This window comes from Candidatus Rhabdochlamydia sp. T3358 (genome assembly GCF_901000775.1).
Lineage (GTDB): Bacteria > Chlamydiota > Chlamydiia > Chlamydiales > Rhabdochlamydiaceae > Rhabdochlamydia.
Map to the genome: position 1 here is coordinate 21,780 of NZ_CAAJGQ010000020.1, position 19,020 is coordinate 40,799.

Sequence of the window (19,020 nt, forward strand, 5' to 3'; positions counted from 1 at the left end):
TGTCAATGCAAAGAGAACGCTTTTTAGCAAATTAAAGCTACAAGTGCTAATTAATAGAGCAAATAAGCACCACGTTTTGCCAAGAACTTTTGACGATCTTCAAATTGATAGCTGATTAGCTTCCAAGCAACATACTCTTCGTTATTTAATACCTCAAGCATGTATTCATTTCCATTAGCTTTACAAAAAACTTGCTTTCTTTCCGCTCCTAACTGCTTGAGTCTATTTGTAAACTGTTCTCGATAAAGACTTTTTAAAAGACCTATGATCATATATTGCACACTAAGCGGCTTATAAATTTTATGATCGAGAATAAATAATAAAACTCCTTGGCAGTTCTCTGATTGATAAAGCCCTGTAAGAGGGCGGTAGTAGCAGGGATGAAAAATAACACCGGGTAATTTCTGTGCATTTAACTTTTTAGCAAACTGCTTTGCATTAATCCAAGGGGCCCCTACAATTTTGAAAGGCAGAGTGCTTCCTATGCCGATATTTGCGATTCCTAATTCTCCTAAAATTCCAGTAGAAGCATAAAAAAAAGGGGTTTCTGCTTCAGGAATATTAGGACTTGTAGGAATCCAACATAACTTCGTATCCCTAAAGGACATCGATCTTTGCCACCCTTTCATGCGAATTACCTCTAAATCGCATCCAATGTGATACTCTTGATTAAAATAACAAGCCAACTCGCCGATTGTCATTCCATGACAATAAGGAACATTGATATATCCGATATAAGATCGCCATTTATCCTCTAACATGGGCCCATCTACAATCAAGCCGCCCATAGGGTTAGGGCGATCTAGCACTATCACTGAAATTTTACGTTTAGCTGCCTCTTCTAAAATATAACAAAGGGCCGTAAGATAAGTATAAGATCGGCATCCGATATCTTGTATGTCAAAAACCAGTAAATCAATCCCTTGCAACATGTTTGAAGTAGCTCGCCTAGTGGTTCCATATAAGCTATATACAGGCAAACCATTGATACTTTGCGACTCTACTTTGACTCCCGCTGGTTCTAAACCATATAAACCATGCTCTGGCGCAAATAAGGCAATGAGCTGAGTATCATGGTTTAAAAATAACTCGATGGTAGAAGAAAGATTGCTATTAACCCCTGTTTGATTGGTAATAAGTCCTAGTTTTTTGCCTCGTAACTTAACAATATTGCTCTCTTCAAATAAACAATCCACCCCCAATTTCAGTTCTAATCCTGTTACAGAAAGGCAAAAACTCCAAATTGCTAAGAAAAAAAACTGATAATTAAACATATTATATTAATTTTATCACAGACACTAAAATATCATCCATTATTTATTTTTAAAACACTGTATATGTGAGTCTTAAAAAGGCAATTCAACTAAACATATCTTATATAGATAATTTAGATAAATTTCTAAAACAACAAAAAATGTTTTTAAAAAAAATACTTTTTTATTAATGTCCAGAAATAGAGAAACACTATTACCCATGCGGATTAAAGGGGGAAAAAAATGAAGAAGTATTTATTAGCCATTGGATTGGCTTTGTTACAAACAACATTCAGTATGGCTCGAGATCACTCTCCTGCTCAGAACGATGGGTTTGAAAAAGAAGGATATATATCCCAAGAGAACAGTTCTAAAGAGTTTGCTGATACAAGTGATCTAGTTGGAGCACGTAACGCTAAGCAACTGCAAGCAGACATGATGCAAAGAGACGATGTCTATAATAAAGATGACAGATATGATAATAATAGCAGACGTTGGGGAAGAAAAAGAGCAGATGATGAATCAAACAACAACGGTATGAATGGAGATGACTGTTGCGCTCCTGCTCCTAAGCCCGTATGTTGCCCTAAACCTAAGCCTGTATGCTGCCCTAAGCCTAAGCCAGTGTGTTGCCCTAAGCCTAAGTGCTGCAAACCTAAGTGCTGCCCTAAACCTAAGTGCTGCAAGCCTAAATGCTGTCCTAAGCCTAAGGCGCCATGCTGCCCTAAGCCTAAGTGCTGCAAACCTAAGTGCCCTAAACCTTGCTGCAAACCTTGCGAACCTACAAGAACACCAGCTTGCACTACAGAGGGATGCTGCGTACCTACAAGAGAGCCAGCTTGTACTACAGAGGGATGCTGCGAGCCTACAAGATTGATGCAATCTGAAAAACCAAAGTGCTGTAAGCCAAAAACATGCTGCAAAAGAGCACCAAAGTGCTGTGATGACAACACGATGATGATGGATGATGGTAATTACAAAGACAATAAAGGTAATTACAGAGATAGCAGAAACAATATGATGAGAGATCGCAACAATACGATAAACCCTCGCGATAGAAATGCACCAAGAGACATGTAAGCCAAGTATGTCGGTTATCCCTTCTAAAACATGTTTTAATTTGCCTTTAAACCCAAGAATTTATCAGATTACTTGGGTTTAAAAGCAGTAATTTCCTATCATCGATTCAAAAATTTTAAGTTTCGGTGGTATGGATTTTCTAGAACAACTCAATTCCCAACAACGTATTGCAGCAACTCATATTGAAGGACCCTTACTTGTATTAGCTGGAGCAGGCTCTGGTAAAACTAGAGTAGTAACCTATCGCATTGCCCATTTGCTTAAAATAGGCGTTCCTTCCTCTGAGATCTTAGCTGTGACCTTTACCAACAAAGCCGCTGGTGAAATGCGTCAAAGGATTTTTCATCTAACTCAAGAAACAATACTCTCTTGTACTTTTCATAGCTTATGCGCACGTATTTTGCGTGAATCGATCACTCACTTGAATTACCGCAGTGATTTTACCATTTATGATGAAGAAGATAGCGAAAAAGTCATTAGAGAATGCTTAAAAACACTGGGGCTAAAAGAAGACAAAGCTACTCTTAAAACGTTAAAAACGCAGATTTCTCAAGCAAAAAATGCATTGACCCAACCAGAAAACATCCCTTTTGATGAAAAGCCTCTTTGTCAAGTATACGGAATGTACCAACAAAAGCTCAAAGAATACAATGCACTTGACTTTGATGACCTGCTATATTTAACCGTGGGTTTACTTAAAACAAGCAGTCAGATTTTAGATATATATCAGAGGCGCTGGTCCTTTATTTTAATTGATGAATATCAAGATACTAATATGGCACAATACATTTTGATTCGTCTATTAGCAGCTCATCACAATAACGTTTTTGCAGTTGGAGATCCTGACCAATCCATTTATTCTTGGAGAGGTGCTAATGTGCACAATATCCTAAATTTTGAAAAAGATTTTTCAGGAGCTAAAGTCATCGCTTTAGAAGAAAACTATCGTAGCCATTCTCTCATTTTAAAAGCAGCAAACTCTCTGATTCAACATAATCAAGGAAGATATCCTAAAAACCTGTGGAGCAAGAGAATAGAGGGGGAAAAAATTACCCTGTATCTTGCTGACAATGAATATGAAGAAGCTCGTTTTGTCATTTCTCAGATCCATAAACTGCACATAGACCAGAAAATGAGTTTAAATGAATGTGCTATTTTCTTTCGCACGCACTCTCAATCTCGTCTATTTGAGGACTATCTACTAAAAGAAAATATTCCTTATGTAATCGTTGGAGGACTCTCCTTTTATCAACGAAAAGAAATCAAAGATATATTAGCTTGGTTGCGCATGACTTTGGCTAGCACAGATTTTATCGCTTTTTCGCGTACCATTAATCTACCAAAACGAGGATTAGGGGATACGACTCTTCAAAAATTACGCGAAGTGGTAGAAAAGTGTAAAGTCAACATCCTAACGTGTATTCAAGGCATTCTCAATAATCAAATTCCCTGTAAGCTCTCTGCTAAACAGCTGCAGGGTCTAAAAGAATACATCGATCTGATTCTCTCACTGCAAAAAAGTGCTTTGCAAAAGACAAAACTCTCTTTGCTCATTGAACAAATTATTCACCAATCCCACTACCTTGATTACCTACGTGAAGATCCAGATAGCTACCAAGATCGAAGAGGAAATATAGAAGAGTTGATTACCAAAGCAACAGAATGGGAAGAAGAAAACAAAGAAGCTTCTTTAGCTCAGTTTTTAGAAGAGCTAACTCTTAAATCTAGCCCAGAGAAACCAGAACAGAACGATCATATTCGTCTTATGACTTTACATAATGGTAAAGGCCTTGAATTCTCTTGCGTATTTATGGTAGGACTAGAAGAAGAGTTGCTCCCTCATATTAACGCAGTCGGTCATCCTGATGCTTTAGAGGAAGAACGTAGATTATGCTATGTAGGCATGACACGTGCTAAAGACCTTTTGTTCCTGACAGCAGCTCGTCAACGCCATCTCTGGGGAATAGCTAAAATAATGAGACCCAGTCGATTCTTAAGCGAAATCCCTTCTGCATTTATTCAAATGCCTTGTAAAAAACCCATAGAAACCTACACCCACCAACAAGTAGAGAAAAAAAAATTTCAGGAAGGAGATAGAGTATTTCACAAGGACTTTGGTTTAGGAATTATCCAAAAGCAATACAACACATCCCTTGGCACAACATACGATGTATTCTTTTCTCAATCTAAAACACTACGCTCTTTAGTTGCAAAGTATGCAAAATTACTTCCAGCTGATTAATATCTATTTTTAATCGGATATATTAGAGCTAACATATACCAACGTAAGCTTTTTTCTTTTGCTTTGCCTATATACTTTTGCATTTTATCAAGAGATTTAAAAGCGAAATCGATGATTTCTCTATCACTGAGTCTTAAAGCAAAGCCGAGTGCTTTATCAGGCTGCTTTAGAAGCTTGTAGATTTTTTTAAGGCATAAGGAGAAAATGGTTTGCACAATCACAACCCTTATGATTAATAACCCTGCTAGAATACAAGGAATCCATAAAGTTAGACTGGGTAAATCCTCGAAAAAAAACAAATAACCTAACTGATAACACCAAATTCCAACCAAAAAAAATAAAAATAGTACAGCTTCTCTTGGATGAAAAAAGATAGGACCAAAATAACGCCTAAGCCAGTTACGCGAGGTTTTGTACGCTAATACTTCTTCAAAAAGGCTCTCCTTAAAAGCAATTCGCGTAGCATGAATAAGCTCATGTGCTAGGATTTCTTCTTGAGAGCACCAGAAAGGGACTCCCTTTTTTTTCATTTGCACAATGGGAGTAAAAATACCCTGACTCTCTTCTATATAGGTAGCAGCAGCTTCCCAAAGATGTAATCGATTAGTGGGCTCAATTTTTACCCAACTTGGGCAAACATCAAATAAGTATTGCACAATGGCTATTGCTTGATGAGAAGATCTCTGGTACTTAGCTAAGTCTGCTCTTTTAAGAAAAACAGATACTTTCTCTTGAGGGCCAGGGATAAAACCATGGAAATTGTATTCCCTTAACTTTTCATCATTAATCACGTTCTTGACAACCTACGCATGAAGAGGAAAAGCCCTATAAAGCCCAAAATGTTTAATGTCCCTAGAATACCAAAACAAAGATACATTTGATTCAGCTTTTTGCAAATCACAACCAGCTTTTTACGAACCATCTTCTCAAATACAGACTCTGTCTCATGCCAACTTCCTGCATATTGATGCCGTGCAAAAATCGCTAACTCATCTTTTGGCGCATCAAAATAATAAGCCGGAAAGACAATATCTTGATTCTCTCCTTGATTGTTTTTGTTCTTTACCGCCTCTCCAAATAGCCAAAAAGTACGATGTAAAACGCGATTCAGTGTAGCATCTCGATCGCTCCCCTGATATTCCTCTTGGATTATATCCCACTTATTAGTCAATAAATCCATACACTGCTTTAAGATAGGGTGGTTAGGTTTTGCTCCAATTAAACTATTTGTAGTACAAATACAAGACGGTAAACTACTTGTATACGGCATATCAATACCGCAATAAAAATCATAAGCTCGATTTAGCAAATCAAATTCCTTAAAACATTTTACATCGTGATCGACATAAATCCCTCCTTCTTGAAATAAAATCTCATAGCGCAATAGATCGGATTGCTCTCCATAGTTATCAGAAATTACAAAATAATCCCGCAATTGCGTAAAAGAGAGACTGTTTATCAAACGTTGTTTCATTCCCGGACAAGGAGATGGTCGATTACGATCTGTCCAAAAATTTATCTCCCAATCTGGATGCTTTGCCATCCACATACGTACATTCTCCACAGAAGCTAATGGAAATGACTTTGGACCAAGCCAAATAAAATGAATCGTCTTAGGGATGCGATAAGGCACACCGGGATCTTTTAGTAAAGGCCTACGCTGCTCATACATATGGGAAAAAAGATTTAAATATTCGAAATCTTCTTTGGTTTTAATATACTTCCAAGCAGGGGTATGCTTACCACTTAAGCTTTCAAAGTCATCTACTACAATGATATTTTTTTGTGAATTACACGAAGAACAAAAAAAAAGTATCATAAAAATAAAAAGGCGTTTAGCCATAAAATTTTTCCTTAAAAAAGAATTTTACTTCAAGAGTAATAATCCTCTCTGTTTGCCGTCAAGACTTATAGGAAAAATCAGTCTTATTCTTTTTACTTTAAGGGAGTACTTTCAGATAAATAACAGGCTCAAACTGGCGAGGTATTTCATAAATATGCTCCTTTTCGATTGTCAGAGCTTTATTTAAACCTACACCGCACTCACAACCACTATCAAAAGCATATGAAGTATCCCGAGCTTGAGGTACCGGAAAAGATCTTTTTGGAAAACACTTATGAAAAAATCCCATGATTTTTTCCAGAGGATTTTTTCTTTTAGTTACTAGCTCGTAAGGAGGGTGAGGAATACCCCACCTAGCAGGATGCGTTGCCCAAGGAATAGGCGGAGGATTATTTTTTTCGGAACCTTTACTCTCTCTTTGAGAATCTACTTCTTCATATATAGGGTCTGTAGATAGAGTGGTAAAGATAAATGTAAGAGAAGTAACGCCACTTTCATTTTTATGACTTGTCATAGATTCAAAAAATGCATTTTTTACGTTTTTTGAGGATAAATTTAACGGGACTTTTGATTGATTTTCCACCGCATCTGATTCCGCATGCCTAGTCTGATTAGAAATAGATTGCTTACCCATAGCCTCTTGCAAAACATTTTTTAAGTTTTCATATATATGAACTTTGGATAACACGCTAAATGTAAATGTAAGACATTGAACTTGACCAGACTCAATGCTCTTTCCCATCTTTTTAAAAACAACTTTCTTTACATCTTTTGAGACTAAATCCAGTGTAATTTGCGACCTTTCTATTATTAGATTTGATGTTGGCGTGAAAGGACAGATAGGCTTCATTGTAGTTATTTCCTCATTATGTTTAGGGATCGTAGAAGTTTAAATTTAAAAGAAGAGTTTTTAATATAATTTAAACATATTTTTGTATATTTTTTAGAATTAAAGATTAATTAATCTTTTTTAATTAAATGAATTTTTGATATATAACAATAAGAATATCTATTATAATAATATAATATATAAAAACAATATAAACTAATTTATTACAAAAAAATAGAACATCAATAAAGTATTCTTAAACACATTACTTTAAATGGGAGATGCTAAAAATCTCTGAAACAGCCCTTACGGCTCCCATATCTTAAGGATCTATGTCTTCTATGACTTGATTTAAAAATGATCTTTTTTAAAAACCTATACCCCAAAAAAAAATTTATATATATTTTCAACTCCATAATAGTAAAGTTTTAAGACGGCTTAGGAGAAATTTATCTTGATTTTGACAAGCATAGCACTTAAGCTGCCCACTTTTAATCAATTTTGTGACTTGTCTTTTAAAACAGTCTTGTTGTACTGCTGGTTTAAAATAGATATACATAGGTTATAATGACAAAAGCATTAATTATTGTAGAATCTCCGGCGAAAATTAAAACCTTAAGAAAGCTCTTAGGATCAAACTACCTATTCGAATCCTCATTGGGACATATACGCGATTTGCCCCAAAAGGGTTTTGGAATTGATGTCGAGAATGACTTTGAGCCACAATACACAATTATGCCCGATAAAAAGGATGTAATTGATCGCTTAAAAAAAGCAGCAAAACAGGTAAGTATTGTTTACTTATCTCCAGACCCTGATAGAGAGGGAGAAGCCATTGCATGGCATATCGCTTCTATTCTCCCTAAAGGAACTAAATTTAAACGAGTCACTTTTAATGCAATTACTAAAGAAGCCGTATCGGAGGCATTAAAGCATCCTCGTCAGATTGATCAAGGTCTCGTAGATGCGCAACAGGCACGCAGGTTGCTCGATCGAATTGTAGGATATAAGATTTCACCTATTCTCATGCGACGAGTACAAGGCGCGCGCGATGGAGGGCTTTCTGCAGGCCGTGTTCAATCCGTTGCGTTAAAGTTAGTCGTTGATAGAGAAAAGGAAATTGAAGTTTTCATTCCTGTTGAATATTGGAATATTCAATCTATTTTACAAACAGATAAAAACAGCACTCCAATTTATGCTAGCTTGCATGCAATCGACGGGAAAAAAGTAGAAAAAGAAGCAGTGCCTGGTAAAGATTGCATCCTTATTAATCATGAAGAAGCAGCTCATAAGATTGTAGCTCAACTACAAAATTCTTCTTATAAAGTGCAATCTGTTGAAAGAAAAGAGAAAAAACGCAATCCAGTACCCCCTTTTATTACCTCTACTTTGCAACAAGAAGCGAGTCGGCATTTTGGATTTTCCGCATCGCGCACTATGAATATTGCACAAGGCCTCTATGAAGGAATTGATCTTGGCAATACAGGAGCTGAGGGGTTAATTACTTATATGCGTACCGATTCTGTCCGTATTGCCCCCGAAGCAATTGACTTAGCCCGCAAATATATTACCAAAGTATATGGCAAGGAATTTCTTCCTGATCAAGGAAAACAGTATTCGAGTAAAAAAAATGCCCAAGACGCACACGAGGCTATAAGACCTACTAGCTTGCAATATAGTCCAGAGGAACTTAAAAGCTATCTGACAACTGATCAATACAAATTATACCTACTGATTTGGCGTCGTTTTTTAGCTTCTCAAATGAACCCAGCCATCTACGATACGGTTTCCTGCGATATCATAACCAATCAAAACATGCTGCTGCGAGCTACAGGATCCACTCTTAAATTTTCTGGATTCTTAGTCGTCTATGAAGAAAAGAAAGATGTCTCTGAAAAAGAAGAGCGGCAAGAAGATGAAAAGATGCTCCCTTCTTTGGTTGAAGGCCAACCCTTACTTCTGCTTGATGTGGATGCCCAGCAAGCTTTTACTCGTCCTCCTCCTCGCTTTACAGAAGCCTCTCTTGTTAAAGAACTAGAAAAATCAGGAATTGGTCGCCCTTCCACATACGCAACCATCATGAATAAAATTCAAAGTAGGGATTATACGGTTAAAGAAAAAGGCTCTCTTAAACCAACAGAGCTAGGAAGAGTCATTGCGCAAATGTTGGAAGAAAACTTTAAAATGATTATGGATGTAGGCTTTACTTCTGCAATGGAAGATGAGTTAGAGGAAATTGCCTATAATCATAAAAACTGGAAAGTATTACTTCATGATTTTTGGGAAAGATTTATTCCTTTTGTAGTAGCTGCTGAAAAAGAAGCCTTTGTTCCACGAGTGGCTACAGATATCGATTGTCCTAATTGTGGTCATAAATTGGAAAAAATCTGGGCGCGTAATAAATATTTTTATGGTTGTTCTAACTATCCTGCTTGTAATTTTACTACTCCTTTAGAAGCCTTAAATTTCAATAAAGGAGACTACGACCCTAACTTTAATTGGGATCAACTCTGTCCTAAATGTGAAAGTGCTATGAAAATTCGCTATGGTCGATTTGGTACTTTTTTAGGCTGTTCCCGATACCCAGAGTGTAAGGGGATTGTGAATATCCCTAAAAAAGATGAAATTCCAGCTCAAGACCTGCCTACCTGCCCTGCTTTAGGATGTGACGGGAAAATGGTGCAACGCCGTTCTCGTTTTGGCAAACCTTTTTTTTCCTGTTCCAACTATCCAGATTGCGATGTAATCATCAATAATCTGGATCAACTCACTGAAAAATATGTGGATCACCCCAAAACCCCTTATGTTTCTAAAAAACCAAAAAAAGGAAAAAAAAGTTCTTCCACAAAAAAAACAGTTAAAAAAGCCGTCAAAAAAACTACAAAAAATGCACATCTATATACATTGTCTTCAGAACTGCAAGCAGTTGTCAAAGAAGAAAAGCTATCTCGCCCCGAGGTGGTTAAAAAGATGTGGGAGTATATCAAAACACATAACTGCCAAGATAAAAAAAATAAACGCTTGATTATCCCAGATGCCAAATTAGCTAAAGTCTTTGGCTCAAAAGAACCGATTGATATGCTTAAATTAGCTGGTCTTTTGACTCCGCATTTGCAATAGTTTTTAAACAATAGCCGACAAAAATGCCAACATGAGTCCAAATATAGCTACGAAAAATCCCCTGATTAAACTGTAGACAAATGAACATCACAATAACGGAGAGTAAAAGAGCTACAGTTGTCTTTTTTTCTTCTAAAGAAATAAGAGGATTTTTAAGTAGTTTGTATGCTATTCGATAGATCACCCACCCAAAATAGCTAAATGCCAGTAATCCATATAAGCCTAAACTAGCTAACATTTCTGTGAACATATTAGTCGGATCAAATAGCTCTATGAGCTCTAATGTTGGGACTTGAAGCTTATCTAGCCCGTGTGCATGCATACATTGATAGTAGCCAACTCCGCCTAAACCTAGGCCAAATAGGGGAAATTGGTAAAAAGCATTCCAAGCATCTACAATTCCTTTCCAACGCTCTAAAAAAGACCAATGCGAAAAAAAACCCACTTTAAAAAATTTATAAAAAGTATGTATGAATAAATCTTGAAAAAACAGCCCTATTGTACAAAAGATTAAACTAAAACCACTCATAAAGACTAATAGATTACGGCGCAATCCCGTTACTATTTTTTGGACTAAAGGCAAATAGCTACAAGAAAATCCTATAATACAAAATACAAAATAAGAAAAAAAAGCGCCCGTTGAAGTCGATAGTAACAATAATAGATTAATCCCCATTAACTTTAAAAAAGAACTAAAACTCCATCTAGCTGTTAATAGATATTTAGTATTCGCGTAAACTACAAAAGGAATAGCGTATAAAGCGTAAAAGGAAGGTTCATAAGCCATTGCTTGCCCTCTTGCAAGACCTGCTCCCATGCTTGGGTTTACATATTGTTTTACAAAAGGATCAATAATTCCCACAGTTGAAAGAAATAGTTGCAAGGCTGCATGCATTCCTACAAACAAAAAAGAAACAAAGTAAAGTCGTAATATTTTTTGAGTATCGAATAATAACATCAAATTCAAGGGAAGTAGAAAATATATGACATAAGTAAAGAGCGCAATAAATACATAACCAAAGCTTCGATAGGGATAAATGCCTTGAATAGCAGATAGTATAAACGAAGAGAGAAGAAGCAGAAAGCCAATAAATAATTTTCGATCGGCAACCCGCAGGTTTTGAGAAAGACAAAGCGTCACAAAAAGCCACAGCGCTAATACATGGTTTACTCTTAACTTAAATAAAGAGATTTTAATATGTAAAAGCTCTGCAGGAATAGTCATAAAATAGATAAACAAGAAAACACAGAAAAAATTGATAGCTCGAAAAGACTTTAAGCGAATTGGTAATGTACTCATGTTCTTTGATAGATATCCTCCAGGCGAATAATATCATCCTCTCCCACGTATTCACCTACTTGAACCTCTATCAACTCTAGTAACACTTTACCAGGATTTTCTAGGCGATGGATTGCTCTTTTAGGCACAAAAATGCTTTCATTTTCAGACAGAATAGTTTCTTGTTGATCAATTGTAACCTTAGCTGTTCCTTTTACCACTACCCAATGTTCGCTACGATGATAATGCATTTGCAAACTGAGCCGTTGTTTAGGCTCCACTACGATTCTTTTTAATTTATAGCGCTCTGCCTCTTCTAATACAGTAAAATGACCCCAAGGACGGTGTGATGTAGGATGTAAATAAGATTCCTTAGCCTCTTGCTTTTGCAACTGTTCTACTAAAGCCTTTACTCTTTGAGATTCTCCTTTTTTCCCAATAAATAATGCATCTGCAGTTTCCACAACGATTAAATCCTCTAACCCAATAGTAGAAATCAAACGCTTGTTTCCCATAATTAAACAGTTTTTGGTATCTATATCTAAAACGTTTCCCATTTTTGCATTATTATGCTGATCTTTTTCTAGAAAATCATACACACTATCCCAAGATCCTACATCTGACCAATTAAGATCTAAGCGCACAACTTTTGTATTAGTGGATTTTTCCATTAAGGCATAATCAATAGAAAGACTTGGTAGCTCAGAAAAACTAGTTACAAACTCTTTGAAATCCCCTGAAATTCTCATACCAATTTCTGGGCAATACTTTTGAAGTTCTTCCATAAGATTTTTAATTTGAAATAGAAAAATACCAGCGTTCCATAAATATTGACCTGAAAGTAGGTATTTCTGCGCTAGAGCAAAATCGGGTTTTTCTACAAACTTATCCACATGATAGATGTTTTCTTGATCTTGCTCGCCTAATTTAATGTAACCATAACCTGTTTCTGGTTTATTAGGACGCACACCAAAAATCACATTTCTTGCTTCTTGCGCGATTTTTTCCGCTCCGACTAAAGCATTGATGAATATCTCCTGAGGGGAAATCAGATGGTCTGAGGAACAAATTAAAACACATTCCTGAGGAGAAACTTCTAAGAAAGAGGTTAAGTAACAAATAGCAAGTGCAATAGCAGGCGCTGTGTTTTTTTGTTCTGGTTCTATTAAAATCTGATTTTCCAAATGAAAAGAAATTTCCATTGCTTGTGTTTTCACTAAATGAAAATAACCTTGGCTGGTTACAATTAAAATATCCTTTGGGTCAATAATAGGAATAAATCGCTCAATTGTCTTTTGTAATAAAGAACGCTTTTCCCCAAAATGTAAAAATTGTTTAGGCATCTCTCTACGAGAATAAGGCCATAATCTTGTTCCGCTACCGCCTGCTAAAATGATGGCTTTCATATTTTTCCTCGGTTTTTTTATCAATGAGAGCGCGAAATTCCGCATGAAATCTCTTTCTGTTAAACTTTTGCGCATGTTGATAAATTCTATTTGGATCAAATTCTTTTTTCTCAAAGCAAGCAATGGCATCTAATAAACTAGCCACTTGCTGTTTTTCAAAAAAAACTCCTGTTTGATTTTCTATAACGGTTTCTAATGTCGCTCCTTTCCCAAAGGCAATGATGGGAACCCCTGCTGCTTGCGCTTCTACAACACAAATCCCAAAATCTTCTTCAGCAGCAAAAATAAAAGCCTTTGCTTTAGCTACATAAGAATGCATGATCTCATCGGGCAGATAACCTAAGATCTCTACGTTTTTAGTAGCCAATTGCTTGATTTTTTTCATTTCAGGACCGCTACCAATCACAAGAAGTTTATGCTGAGGCAGGTAAGAAAAAGCTTTCACTATCAGATCTACTCTTTTATAAGGCACCAAACGAGAAACCGTGATGAAATACTCTTCTTTTTTATCTTGTATACAAAAACGCTCAACATCAACTGGAGGATAAATCACAGATGATTCTCTACCATAAAGTTTATGAATGCGGCGAGCGATATAATGAGAAATTGCCACAAAATGATCAACTCGGTTGAGTGATGCAATATCCCAACTACGTAAATAATGAAGAGCAAACCGAGCAAACCCTCTTTGCCATACCTCTGCTCTTTCTAAATAACAATGCATCAAATCCCAGGCATAACGCATGGGAGTAAAACAATAACACACATGCAACTGGTCTGGATGAGTCAATACCCCTTTTGCTACTGCATGTGAAAGAGAAATCACTAGATTATGATCTCTTAGATCAAATTGTTCGATTGCTAAAGGAAAAAAAGGAAGATAGTAACGATGGCAACTAGATCCAAAAGGCATTTTCTGTATAAAAGAAGTATGGATCTCTTTCGTTAAAAAGGTAGGTTTAAATGTCTTTTTATTATGAACAAGAGTGTAGACAGGAGAGGGGTAAAGCTCATAAATAGCCTCTAGAGCTTTTTCCCCACCTGCTGATTCCACAAGCCAATCATAAACAATTGCTGTTGTCATATTTCAATTAACTGATTGATTTTTTCCAAATGTTTTTGCGCGGATACTTCCCAGCTTAGGGTCCTTGCAAGTTCTAATCCTTTGTCAATCAGTTGCTGTTTTAAATCCGCATCTACAAGTACTTTTTCAATAAGCTGTGCTATATGTCGATAGTTATAAGGATTACAGTAGAGTGTTGCTGTTTTACAAACCTCTGGCAGAGATGCGGCATAAGAGCAGATAGTAGGACAACCACAGGCCATGGCTTCTAAAGGAGGGAGGCCAAATCCTTCATATAAGGAAGGGAATATCATCAGCTCAGCTGTCCTATAAAAGCTAACGAGCTCTTCATCTGAAACATTCTCTACAAAATGTATTCGATGCTTTAAATGCTGCAGGGTTTCTTTAACATATGAATCATCAAGGCGTTTCATGTCTTTTGAATTGCCCACACAAACAAGATCTACTTCAGAAAAACCTTGTTTATCCAACACATCAAAAGCTAAAAGCAGCGCTTGTATATTTTTATGAACTTTGAGATTCCCTACATACAACAAAAACTTTTTTTTGATTTTAAATTTCTCTCGTATTTGATGATTCTGCTTGTTAGGCGAAAATCTATCTAAATCAACCGCCAGAGGAATCACCTCTATTTTATCTGCTACAATATTGGTGTATTTGCACAATTCGCTCTTTGAAAAATGAGAATCTGTAATGACTTGATCAGATCGATAAGCTGCTTGTTTGATCAAAAAACCCGCATAAAAACGCTCTAATCGATTCAATAGTTTAGGATAGGCTAAATGAAATAGATCATGAATAGTAGTTAATCTTTTCTTAGAGGAAATAGGGAAAATAGGAACATTAAAATGAGGAGACCAAAACAGATCACAAGGGGGAATTTTCCTAGCAAAATCTATTTGCTCTATTGGCGAATAGATCGGCGTAGAAATGGGAATCACTTCCATTCCATCAAAATAAGCGCCCTTTTGATGGGGATGAATGAAAACATACCAGTGTATGGGAGCTTTTTTTAAATGTTTCAATATGTTTTTTAAATAAGTACCGATACCAGAATGAACAAGCATCCTTGCATCCACACAAACTTTCTTCAAAAGCAAACCTCGGTTTCTTTTTCAGTGCTTCGTGCTGCTAGATTTAAATCGCTATCTATCATAAGGCTAACCAGTTCTTTTAAAGAGGTATTGGGTTTCCATCCCATTTTTTGTATAGCTTTAGCAGGATCTCCTATGAGTAGTTCCACTTCTGAAGGACGGAAAAGTTGCGGATCGATTTCTACTAATATACGTCCTGTTCGACAATCAATCCCTTTTTCTTCTAATCCTTGTCCTATCCATTCAATAGTAATACCCACTTCCTGAAAAGCTAGCTCTACAAAATTTCTGACATTTGTAGTCTCTCCTGTAGCCAATACAAAATCTTCTGCAGTATCTTGCTGCAGTATACGCCACATGCCTTCTACAAAGTCTTTAGCATAACCCCAATCTCTTTTTGCATCTAGATTACCAAGCTGTAGTTTTTTCTGTTGGTTATGCATAATCTTAGCTACTGCTAGTGTAATTTTGCGAGATACAAAATTTTCTCCTCGCCGTGGGCTTTCATGATTAAATAAAATCCCATTACACGCAAATAAATCCCAGGCTTCTCTGTAATTAACAACAGCCCAATAAGCATAGAGTTTTGCTACCCCATAAGGAGATCTAGGATAAAAAGGAGTTTTTTCTGTCTGAGGGGTTTCCTGCACCTTACCGAATAATTCTGAAGTAGAAGCTTGATAAAATCTCGATGTTGGACAGGTCCTGCGCATTGCTTCGAGTAAACGCATTGTTCCTAGAGCATCCACATCTGCCGTATATATAGGCATTTTAAAAGAAGTGCCCACATGACTCATAGCTGCTAAGTTATAGATTTCATCTGGTAGAACGGATTTAACTACGCTTTCCACATTACCTGAATCGGTAAGATCTCCTTCATGTAAATGTAGACTTTCAAGCAAATGAGAAATTCTTTGTAGATTACAAGAGGAAGATCTTCGCACCATTCCATGTACCTTGTAACCTTTCTCTAATAAAAGCTCTGCCAAATAAGATCCATCTTGCCCTGTTATTCCTGTAATAAGCACCGTTTTCATAAGCCTTTTCCTTTTCGATAAAATGCTAGAATCATTTTTACACAGTAACAATTATAGATAAAGCTTTAGAGCATACAAGCCTGTTTACCTAGACTAAAATAATGTTTCCTCAAATAAATCGCTTAAATAGTAATCAAGCTATCAATAACAGAGAGATATTGTTGAGAGGTTTGTAGCCAACAAAAATTTTTACTTTGTTGTAATCCTTTACTTCTCAATTCCTCTTTTTGTTTGGGAGATTGCAAAAAATTTATGAGAATAGGCAAAAAGGCTTCTAAATCATAAGGATTAAAGTACAAAACACCCTCTTTACACACTTCAGGTATCGAAGTAGCATTAGATACAATACATGGGCATCCAGAAGACATTGCTTCTAAGGGAGGCAAGCCAAATCCTTCATGGGTGGAGGGGAAAATCAGACATTCCGCTATTTGATAAAAATAAGCAAGATGTTCTTCCGAAATCGGTCCTATAAAATGCATATGATTTTTTACCGCGGGGAACTCTGTCAGCAATTGTTGCTTAAGCAGCTGTTGCTCAGAACATCCTTGATATTTTCCCACAAAAACAAGATCAATGTCTTTAAATCCTAAGAGATGCAGCCTCTCAAAGGCTTTACATAAAAACTTTTCGTTTTTATGCGTAGCAAGCCTGCCTACATATAGGAGGAATTTTTTTTTCAAGTGATAATTTTCAGAAAGAATCTGTTTTGCATGTGTTAAATTGGAGGTGGGTAAGAAAACAGATTTATCAACCGCAAGAGGAATAACTTGAACTTTACTTTCATGAACCTTTGTATATTTACAAATTGCCTGTTTGGAAAAAGCAGAACTAGTAATAACTGTATGAGATAGTCGAGCTGCTTTTTTTAAAAGATGCTTTGCACAAGCTAGCTTTAAAGAAGGCTTTTTTACAGGATAAGTAAAACAAAAAATATCGTGCATTGTTACCATTCTCTTTCTTGCTAAAGTGGGAAGTAAAGGAATATTGTAATTAGGGGACCAGAACAAATCACAAATGGGTACATGAAAAGGTAAATATATTTGCTCCTTCATCGAATTAATTCTATAGTCAACCCAAATTGGCTCAACCCAATCCCATAAAAAATCTTTGCAATCTTTATTTACCAAAGCTCTCCAGCGAATAGGTTGTTCTCTAAAGAGATATAATAATTGTCTTAAGACAGAGCCCATACCAAAAATAGGCAGTATGCGCGCATCTACACAAATTGTTTTCATGTTTTTTTTCAACCCTACTCTATTAAAATTTTTGGAGAAGATCTTGTTTTTATCCAATCTCTAAAAACAGAGGTTAAACAAAAAGAAAAAATGATAGATCCTATCCCTAGGCAACTTAAAACGGTAACTAGGAAATATAAAGATTCAATCTTTGGTAAAAAATTCATTGCTAAAATATTCAAGGCAAGTGGTGCAATTAGAGGAAGAATACATATCTTCTTTATCCAATGATTTTTATTACTTTTTGGCATCAGTTTGCGGTGAATAATAGGAAGGATCAAAAGAGAACATAAGTTATGAATAAACCAAATTGAGGCAACTGCAAGCACTCCTAGTTTCTCATACAATAAGAACATTACCGGAAATAAAAGAGTTAATGTGATGATGTTTTGCCAAATTATTGCTTTTAACCATCCAAAAGAGTACTGCAGGGCTAAGGGTAAGCTCATTAATCCATTACAGGCTGTTCCTAAAATAAAAAGGCGGAGGATAGGGGCTACTTTTTCTGCTATTTGCGGATCGCGAACCCAAATAAAAATAAGCTCTTTAGTAAAACAAACACATAAAATGGCTAAAGGCAAAACCAAAACAGCTACTACTTGAGAATAGTTTTCATATAGTTTACAGAGATCCACTAGTTTTTTTTGTGCAATTAACTGAGAGAACCTAGGAAATAGAGAATAAAAGAAAGGTTGAATCATTAGGTAAAGTCCATTGGATAGATTATAAGCAAGTATATAGTAACCATATACTTCTAAAGAAGCGTACCTACTTACAAAAAGCTTATCCAAGGAAACAATACATGTACTTGTTAGTGTTAAAAAAAAAGTCTGAGAAATAAAAGGCCATGATTGCTTTAAAAGCTTTCCACAAAAATGCGCTCTAAAAAAACCCCTGTCTTGAGGCATGTACTTCCATAATAGAATAGCAAAGGTTAGTGTATGCAAGATGACAATGATCAACTGCCAAATAAAAAAAGCACGTAAAGAAGGCTCAATAAAGGCAAGTACTGCGATTACTCCTGCTGATTTAAGAAAAGTAAAAAATACTTGAACAGAATTTACGAGTACTTGTTTTTGCAAGCCCATCAAAGCGCTGAAATACAGAGAATTTGGCCATTGAAAGCTCAAACAGATTCCCATTAAAATAACTGCCTGAGCAACCTCAGTTAAGGAAAGATGTACAGGATGCACCCAGTTATAGGCAATCGAGTTTGATAAACAACTAATACTAAGACCCGTCAATAGGCAAATAAACCAATATACTCCTTCTAAGGATCGAAATAGATCAGCTGCTTCTGCTCTTGTATTTTCTACTGCTGTAAGCTGAGCCATTTGACGGTTAATGGTTGTACCAATGGCTGCTTCAATGGGAACTAGCAGGAAACTTAGCAATAGATAAAAACCGGTAATCCCATAAGCTTCTATTCCTAGATACTTCAAGTAAAAAGGCACACAAACCAATAGAATCAGCCCCGAACAAGCTTTGTTGCAGAAATTTGCCATTAAATTGATT

The 19,020-nt window shown here is 36.2% G+C and carries 14 protein-coding genes; 3 read left to right on the forward strand and 11 right to left on the reverse strand.

What is annotated here, in order from left to right:
* Positions 1-50: 50 nt before the first annotated feature.
* On the reverse strand, positions 51-1,274 hold the full coding sequence (locus RHTP_RS06925; protein ID WP_138107398.1) for an exo-beta-N-acetylmuramidase NamZ family protein: 1,224 nt from the start codon (positions 1,272-1,274) through the stop codon (positions 51-53).
* Between the two features lie 222 nt (positions 1,275-1,496).
* On the opposite strand from RHTP_RS06925, the gene RHTP_RS06930 reads away from it, so the two are divergent.
* Entirely contained in the window at positions 1,497-2,333 is an 837-nt protein-coding gene (locus RHTP_RS06930; RefSeq protein ID WP_138107399.1) for a hypothetical protein, read from the forward strand.
* Between the two features lie 130 nt (positions 2,334-2,463).
* Complete coding sequence (locus RHTP_RS06935; protein ID WP_138107400.1) at positions 2,464-4,575, forward strand: ATP-dependent helicase; 2,112 nt, start codon at positions 2,464-2,466, stop codon at positions 4,573-4,575.
* Here the strand turns inward: RHTP_RS06935 and RHTP_RS06940 are convergent.
* From RHTP_RS06940 to RHTP_RS06950, 3 genes are all read right to left on the reverse strand, one after another.
* Positions 4,572-5,366: a hypothetical protein gene (locus tag RHTP_RS06940; protein ID WP_138107401.1), complete on the reverse strand. Its 795-nt coding sequence runs from the start codon at positions 5,364-5,366 to the stop codon at positions 4,572-4,574. The two genes, RHTP_RS06935 and RHTP_RS06940, sit on opposite strands and share 4 nt — an antisense overlap.
* Positions 5,363-6,418, reverse strand: a complete 1,056-nt coding sequence (locus RHTP_RS06945) for a glycosyltransferase family 32 protein (RefSeq protein WP_138107402.1) — start codon at positions 6,416-6,418, stop codon at positions 5,363-5,365. Before RHTP_RS06945 ends, RHTP_RS06940 begins: the two co-directional genes overlap by 4 nt.
* A 97-nt stretch (positions 6,419-6,515) precedes the next feature.
* Complete coding sequence (locus tag RHTP_RS06950) at positions 6,516-7,268, reverse strand: hypothetical protein (protein ID WP_138107403.1); 753 nt, start codon at positions 7,266-7,268, stop codon at positions 6,516-6,518.
* 546 nt (positions 7,269-7,814) lie between these two features.
* On the opposite strand from RHTP_RS06950, the gene topA reads away from it, so the two are divergent.
* Positions 7,815-10,367 (forward strand): type I DNA topoisomerase, encoded by a 2,553-nt coding sequence (gene topA / locus RHTP_RS06955; protein WP_138107404.1) that lies wholly within the window; start codon positions 7,815-7,817, stop codon positions 10,365-10,367.
* Here the strand turns inward: topA and RHTP_RS06960 are convergent.
* The 7 genes from RHTP_RS06960 to RHTP_RS06990 all read right to left on the reverse strand — a co-directional run bounded on the left by RHTP_RS06960 (position 10,330) and on the right by RHTP_RS06990 (position 19,010).
* Positions 10,330-11,667 carry a hypothetical protein gene (locus tag RHTP_RS06960; RefSeq protein WP_138107405.1) on the reverse strand — a complete coding sequence of 446 codons (1,338 nt, stop codon included), beginning with the start codon at positions 11,665-11,667 and terminating at the stop codon, positions 10,330-10,332. The genes topA and RHTP_RS06960 overlap by 38 nt on opposite strands.
* Positions 11,664-13,052 (reverse strand): mannose-1-phosphate guanylyltransferase/mannose-6-phosphate isomerase, encoded by a 1,389-nt coding sequence (locus tag RHTP_RS06965; RefSeq protein ID WP_138107406.1) that lies wholly within the window; start codon positions 13,050-13,052, stop codon positions 11,664-11,666. The genes RHTP_RS06960 and RHTP_RS06965 overlap by 4 nt, the downstream gene beginning before the upstream one ends.
* Positions 13,024-14,136, reverse strand: coding sequence for a glycosyltransferase (locus tag RHTP_RS06970; protein WP_138107407.1), 1,113 nt, complete (start codon positions 14,134-14,136; stop codon positions 13,024-13,026). The genes RHTP_RS06965 and RHTP_RS06970 overlap by 29 nt, the downstream gene beginning before the upstream one ends.
* Positions 14,133-15,203: a glycosyltransferase family 4 protein gene (locus RHTP_RS06975; RefSeq protein WP_138107408.1), complete on the reverse strand. Its 1,071-nt coding sequence runs from the start codon at positions 15,201-15,203 to the stop codon at positions 14,133-14,135. The genes RHTP_RS06970 and RHTP_RS06975 overlap by 4 nt, the downstream gene beginning before the upstream one ends.
* 23 nt (positions 15,204-15,226) lie before the next feature.
* Positions 15,227-16,267 carry a GDP-mannose 4,6-dehydratase gene (gmd, locus tag RHTP_RS06980; RefSeq protein WP_138107409.1) on the reverse strand — a complete coding sequence of 347 codons (1,041 nt, stop codon included), beginning with the start codon at positions 16,265-16,267 and terminating at the stop codon, positions 15,227-15,229.
* Positions 16,268-16,389: 122 nt separating this feature from the next.
* A complete protein-coding gene (locus RHTP_RS06985) occupies positions 16,390-17,505 on the reverse strand; it encodes a glycosyltransferase family 4 protein (protein WP_138107410.1) in 1,116 nt (371 codons plus the stop codon).
* A gap of 14 nt (positions 17,506-17,519) precedes the next feature.
* Positions 17,520-19,010, reverse strand: coding sequence for a lipopolysaccharide biosynthesis protein (locus RHTP_RS06990; RefSeq protein WP_138107411.1), 1,491 nt, complete (start codon positions 19,008-19,010; stop codon positions 17,520-17,522).
* Positions 19,011-19,020: the final 10 nt, after the last annotated feature.

Excerpts from the sequence above, each read along its gene's own strand:
- RHTP_RS06925 (WP_138107398.1), bottom strand. The coding sequence starts at position 1,274 with ATGTTTAATTATCAGTTTTTTTTCTTAGCAATTTGGAGTTTTTGCCTT.
- RHTP_RS06930 (WP_138107399.1), top strand. The coding sequence starts at position 1,497 with ATGAAGAAGTATTTATTAGCCATTGGATTGGCTTTGTTACAAACAACA.
- RHTP_RS06935 (WP_138107400.1), top strand. The coding sequence starts at position 2,464 with ATGGATTTTCTAGAACAACTCAATTCCCAACAACGTATTGCAGCAACT.
- RHTP_RS06945 (WP_138107402.1), bottom strand. The coding sequence starts at position 6,418 with ATGGCTAAACGCCTTTTTATTTTTATGATACTTTTTTTTTGTTCTTCG.
- RHTP_RS06950 (WP_138107403.1), bottom strand. The coding sequence starts at position 7,268 with ATGAAGCCTATCTGTCCTTTCACGCCAACATCAAATCTAATAATAGAA.
- topA (WP_138107404.1), top strand. The coding sequence starts at position 7,815 with ATGACAAAAGCATTAATTATTGTAGAATCTCCGGCGAAAATTAAAACC.
- RHTP_RS06960 (WP_138107405.1), bottom strand. The coding sequence starts at position 11,667 with ATGAGTACATTACCAATTCGCTTAAAGTCTTTTCGAGCTATCAATTTT.
- RHTP_RS06965 (WP_138107406.1), bottom strand. The coding sequence starts at position 13,052 with ATGAAAGCCATCATTTTAGCAGGCGGTAGCGGAACAAGATTATGGCCT.
- RHTP_RS06970 (WP_138107407.1), bottom strand. The coding sequence starts at position 14,136 with ATGACAACAGCAATTGTTTATGATTGGCTTGTGGAATCAGCAGGTGGG.
- RHTP_RS06975 (WP_138107408.1), bottom strand. The coding sequence starts at position 15,203 with ATGCTTGTTCATTCTGGTATCGGTACTTATTTAAAAAACATATTGAAA.
- gmd (WP_138107409.1), bottom strand. The coding sequence starts at position 16,267 with ATGAAAACGGTGCTTATTACAGGAATAACAGGGCAAGATGGATCTTAT.
- RHTP_RS06985 (WP_138107410.1), bottom strand. The coding sequence starts at position 17,505 with ATGAAAACAATTTGTGTAGATGCGCGCATACTGCCTATTTTTGGTATG.
- RHTP_RS06990 (WP_138107411.1), bottom strand. The coding sequence starts at position 19,010 with ATGGCAAATTTCTGCAACAAAGCTTGTTCGGGGCTGATTCTATTGGTT.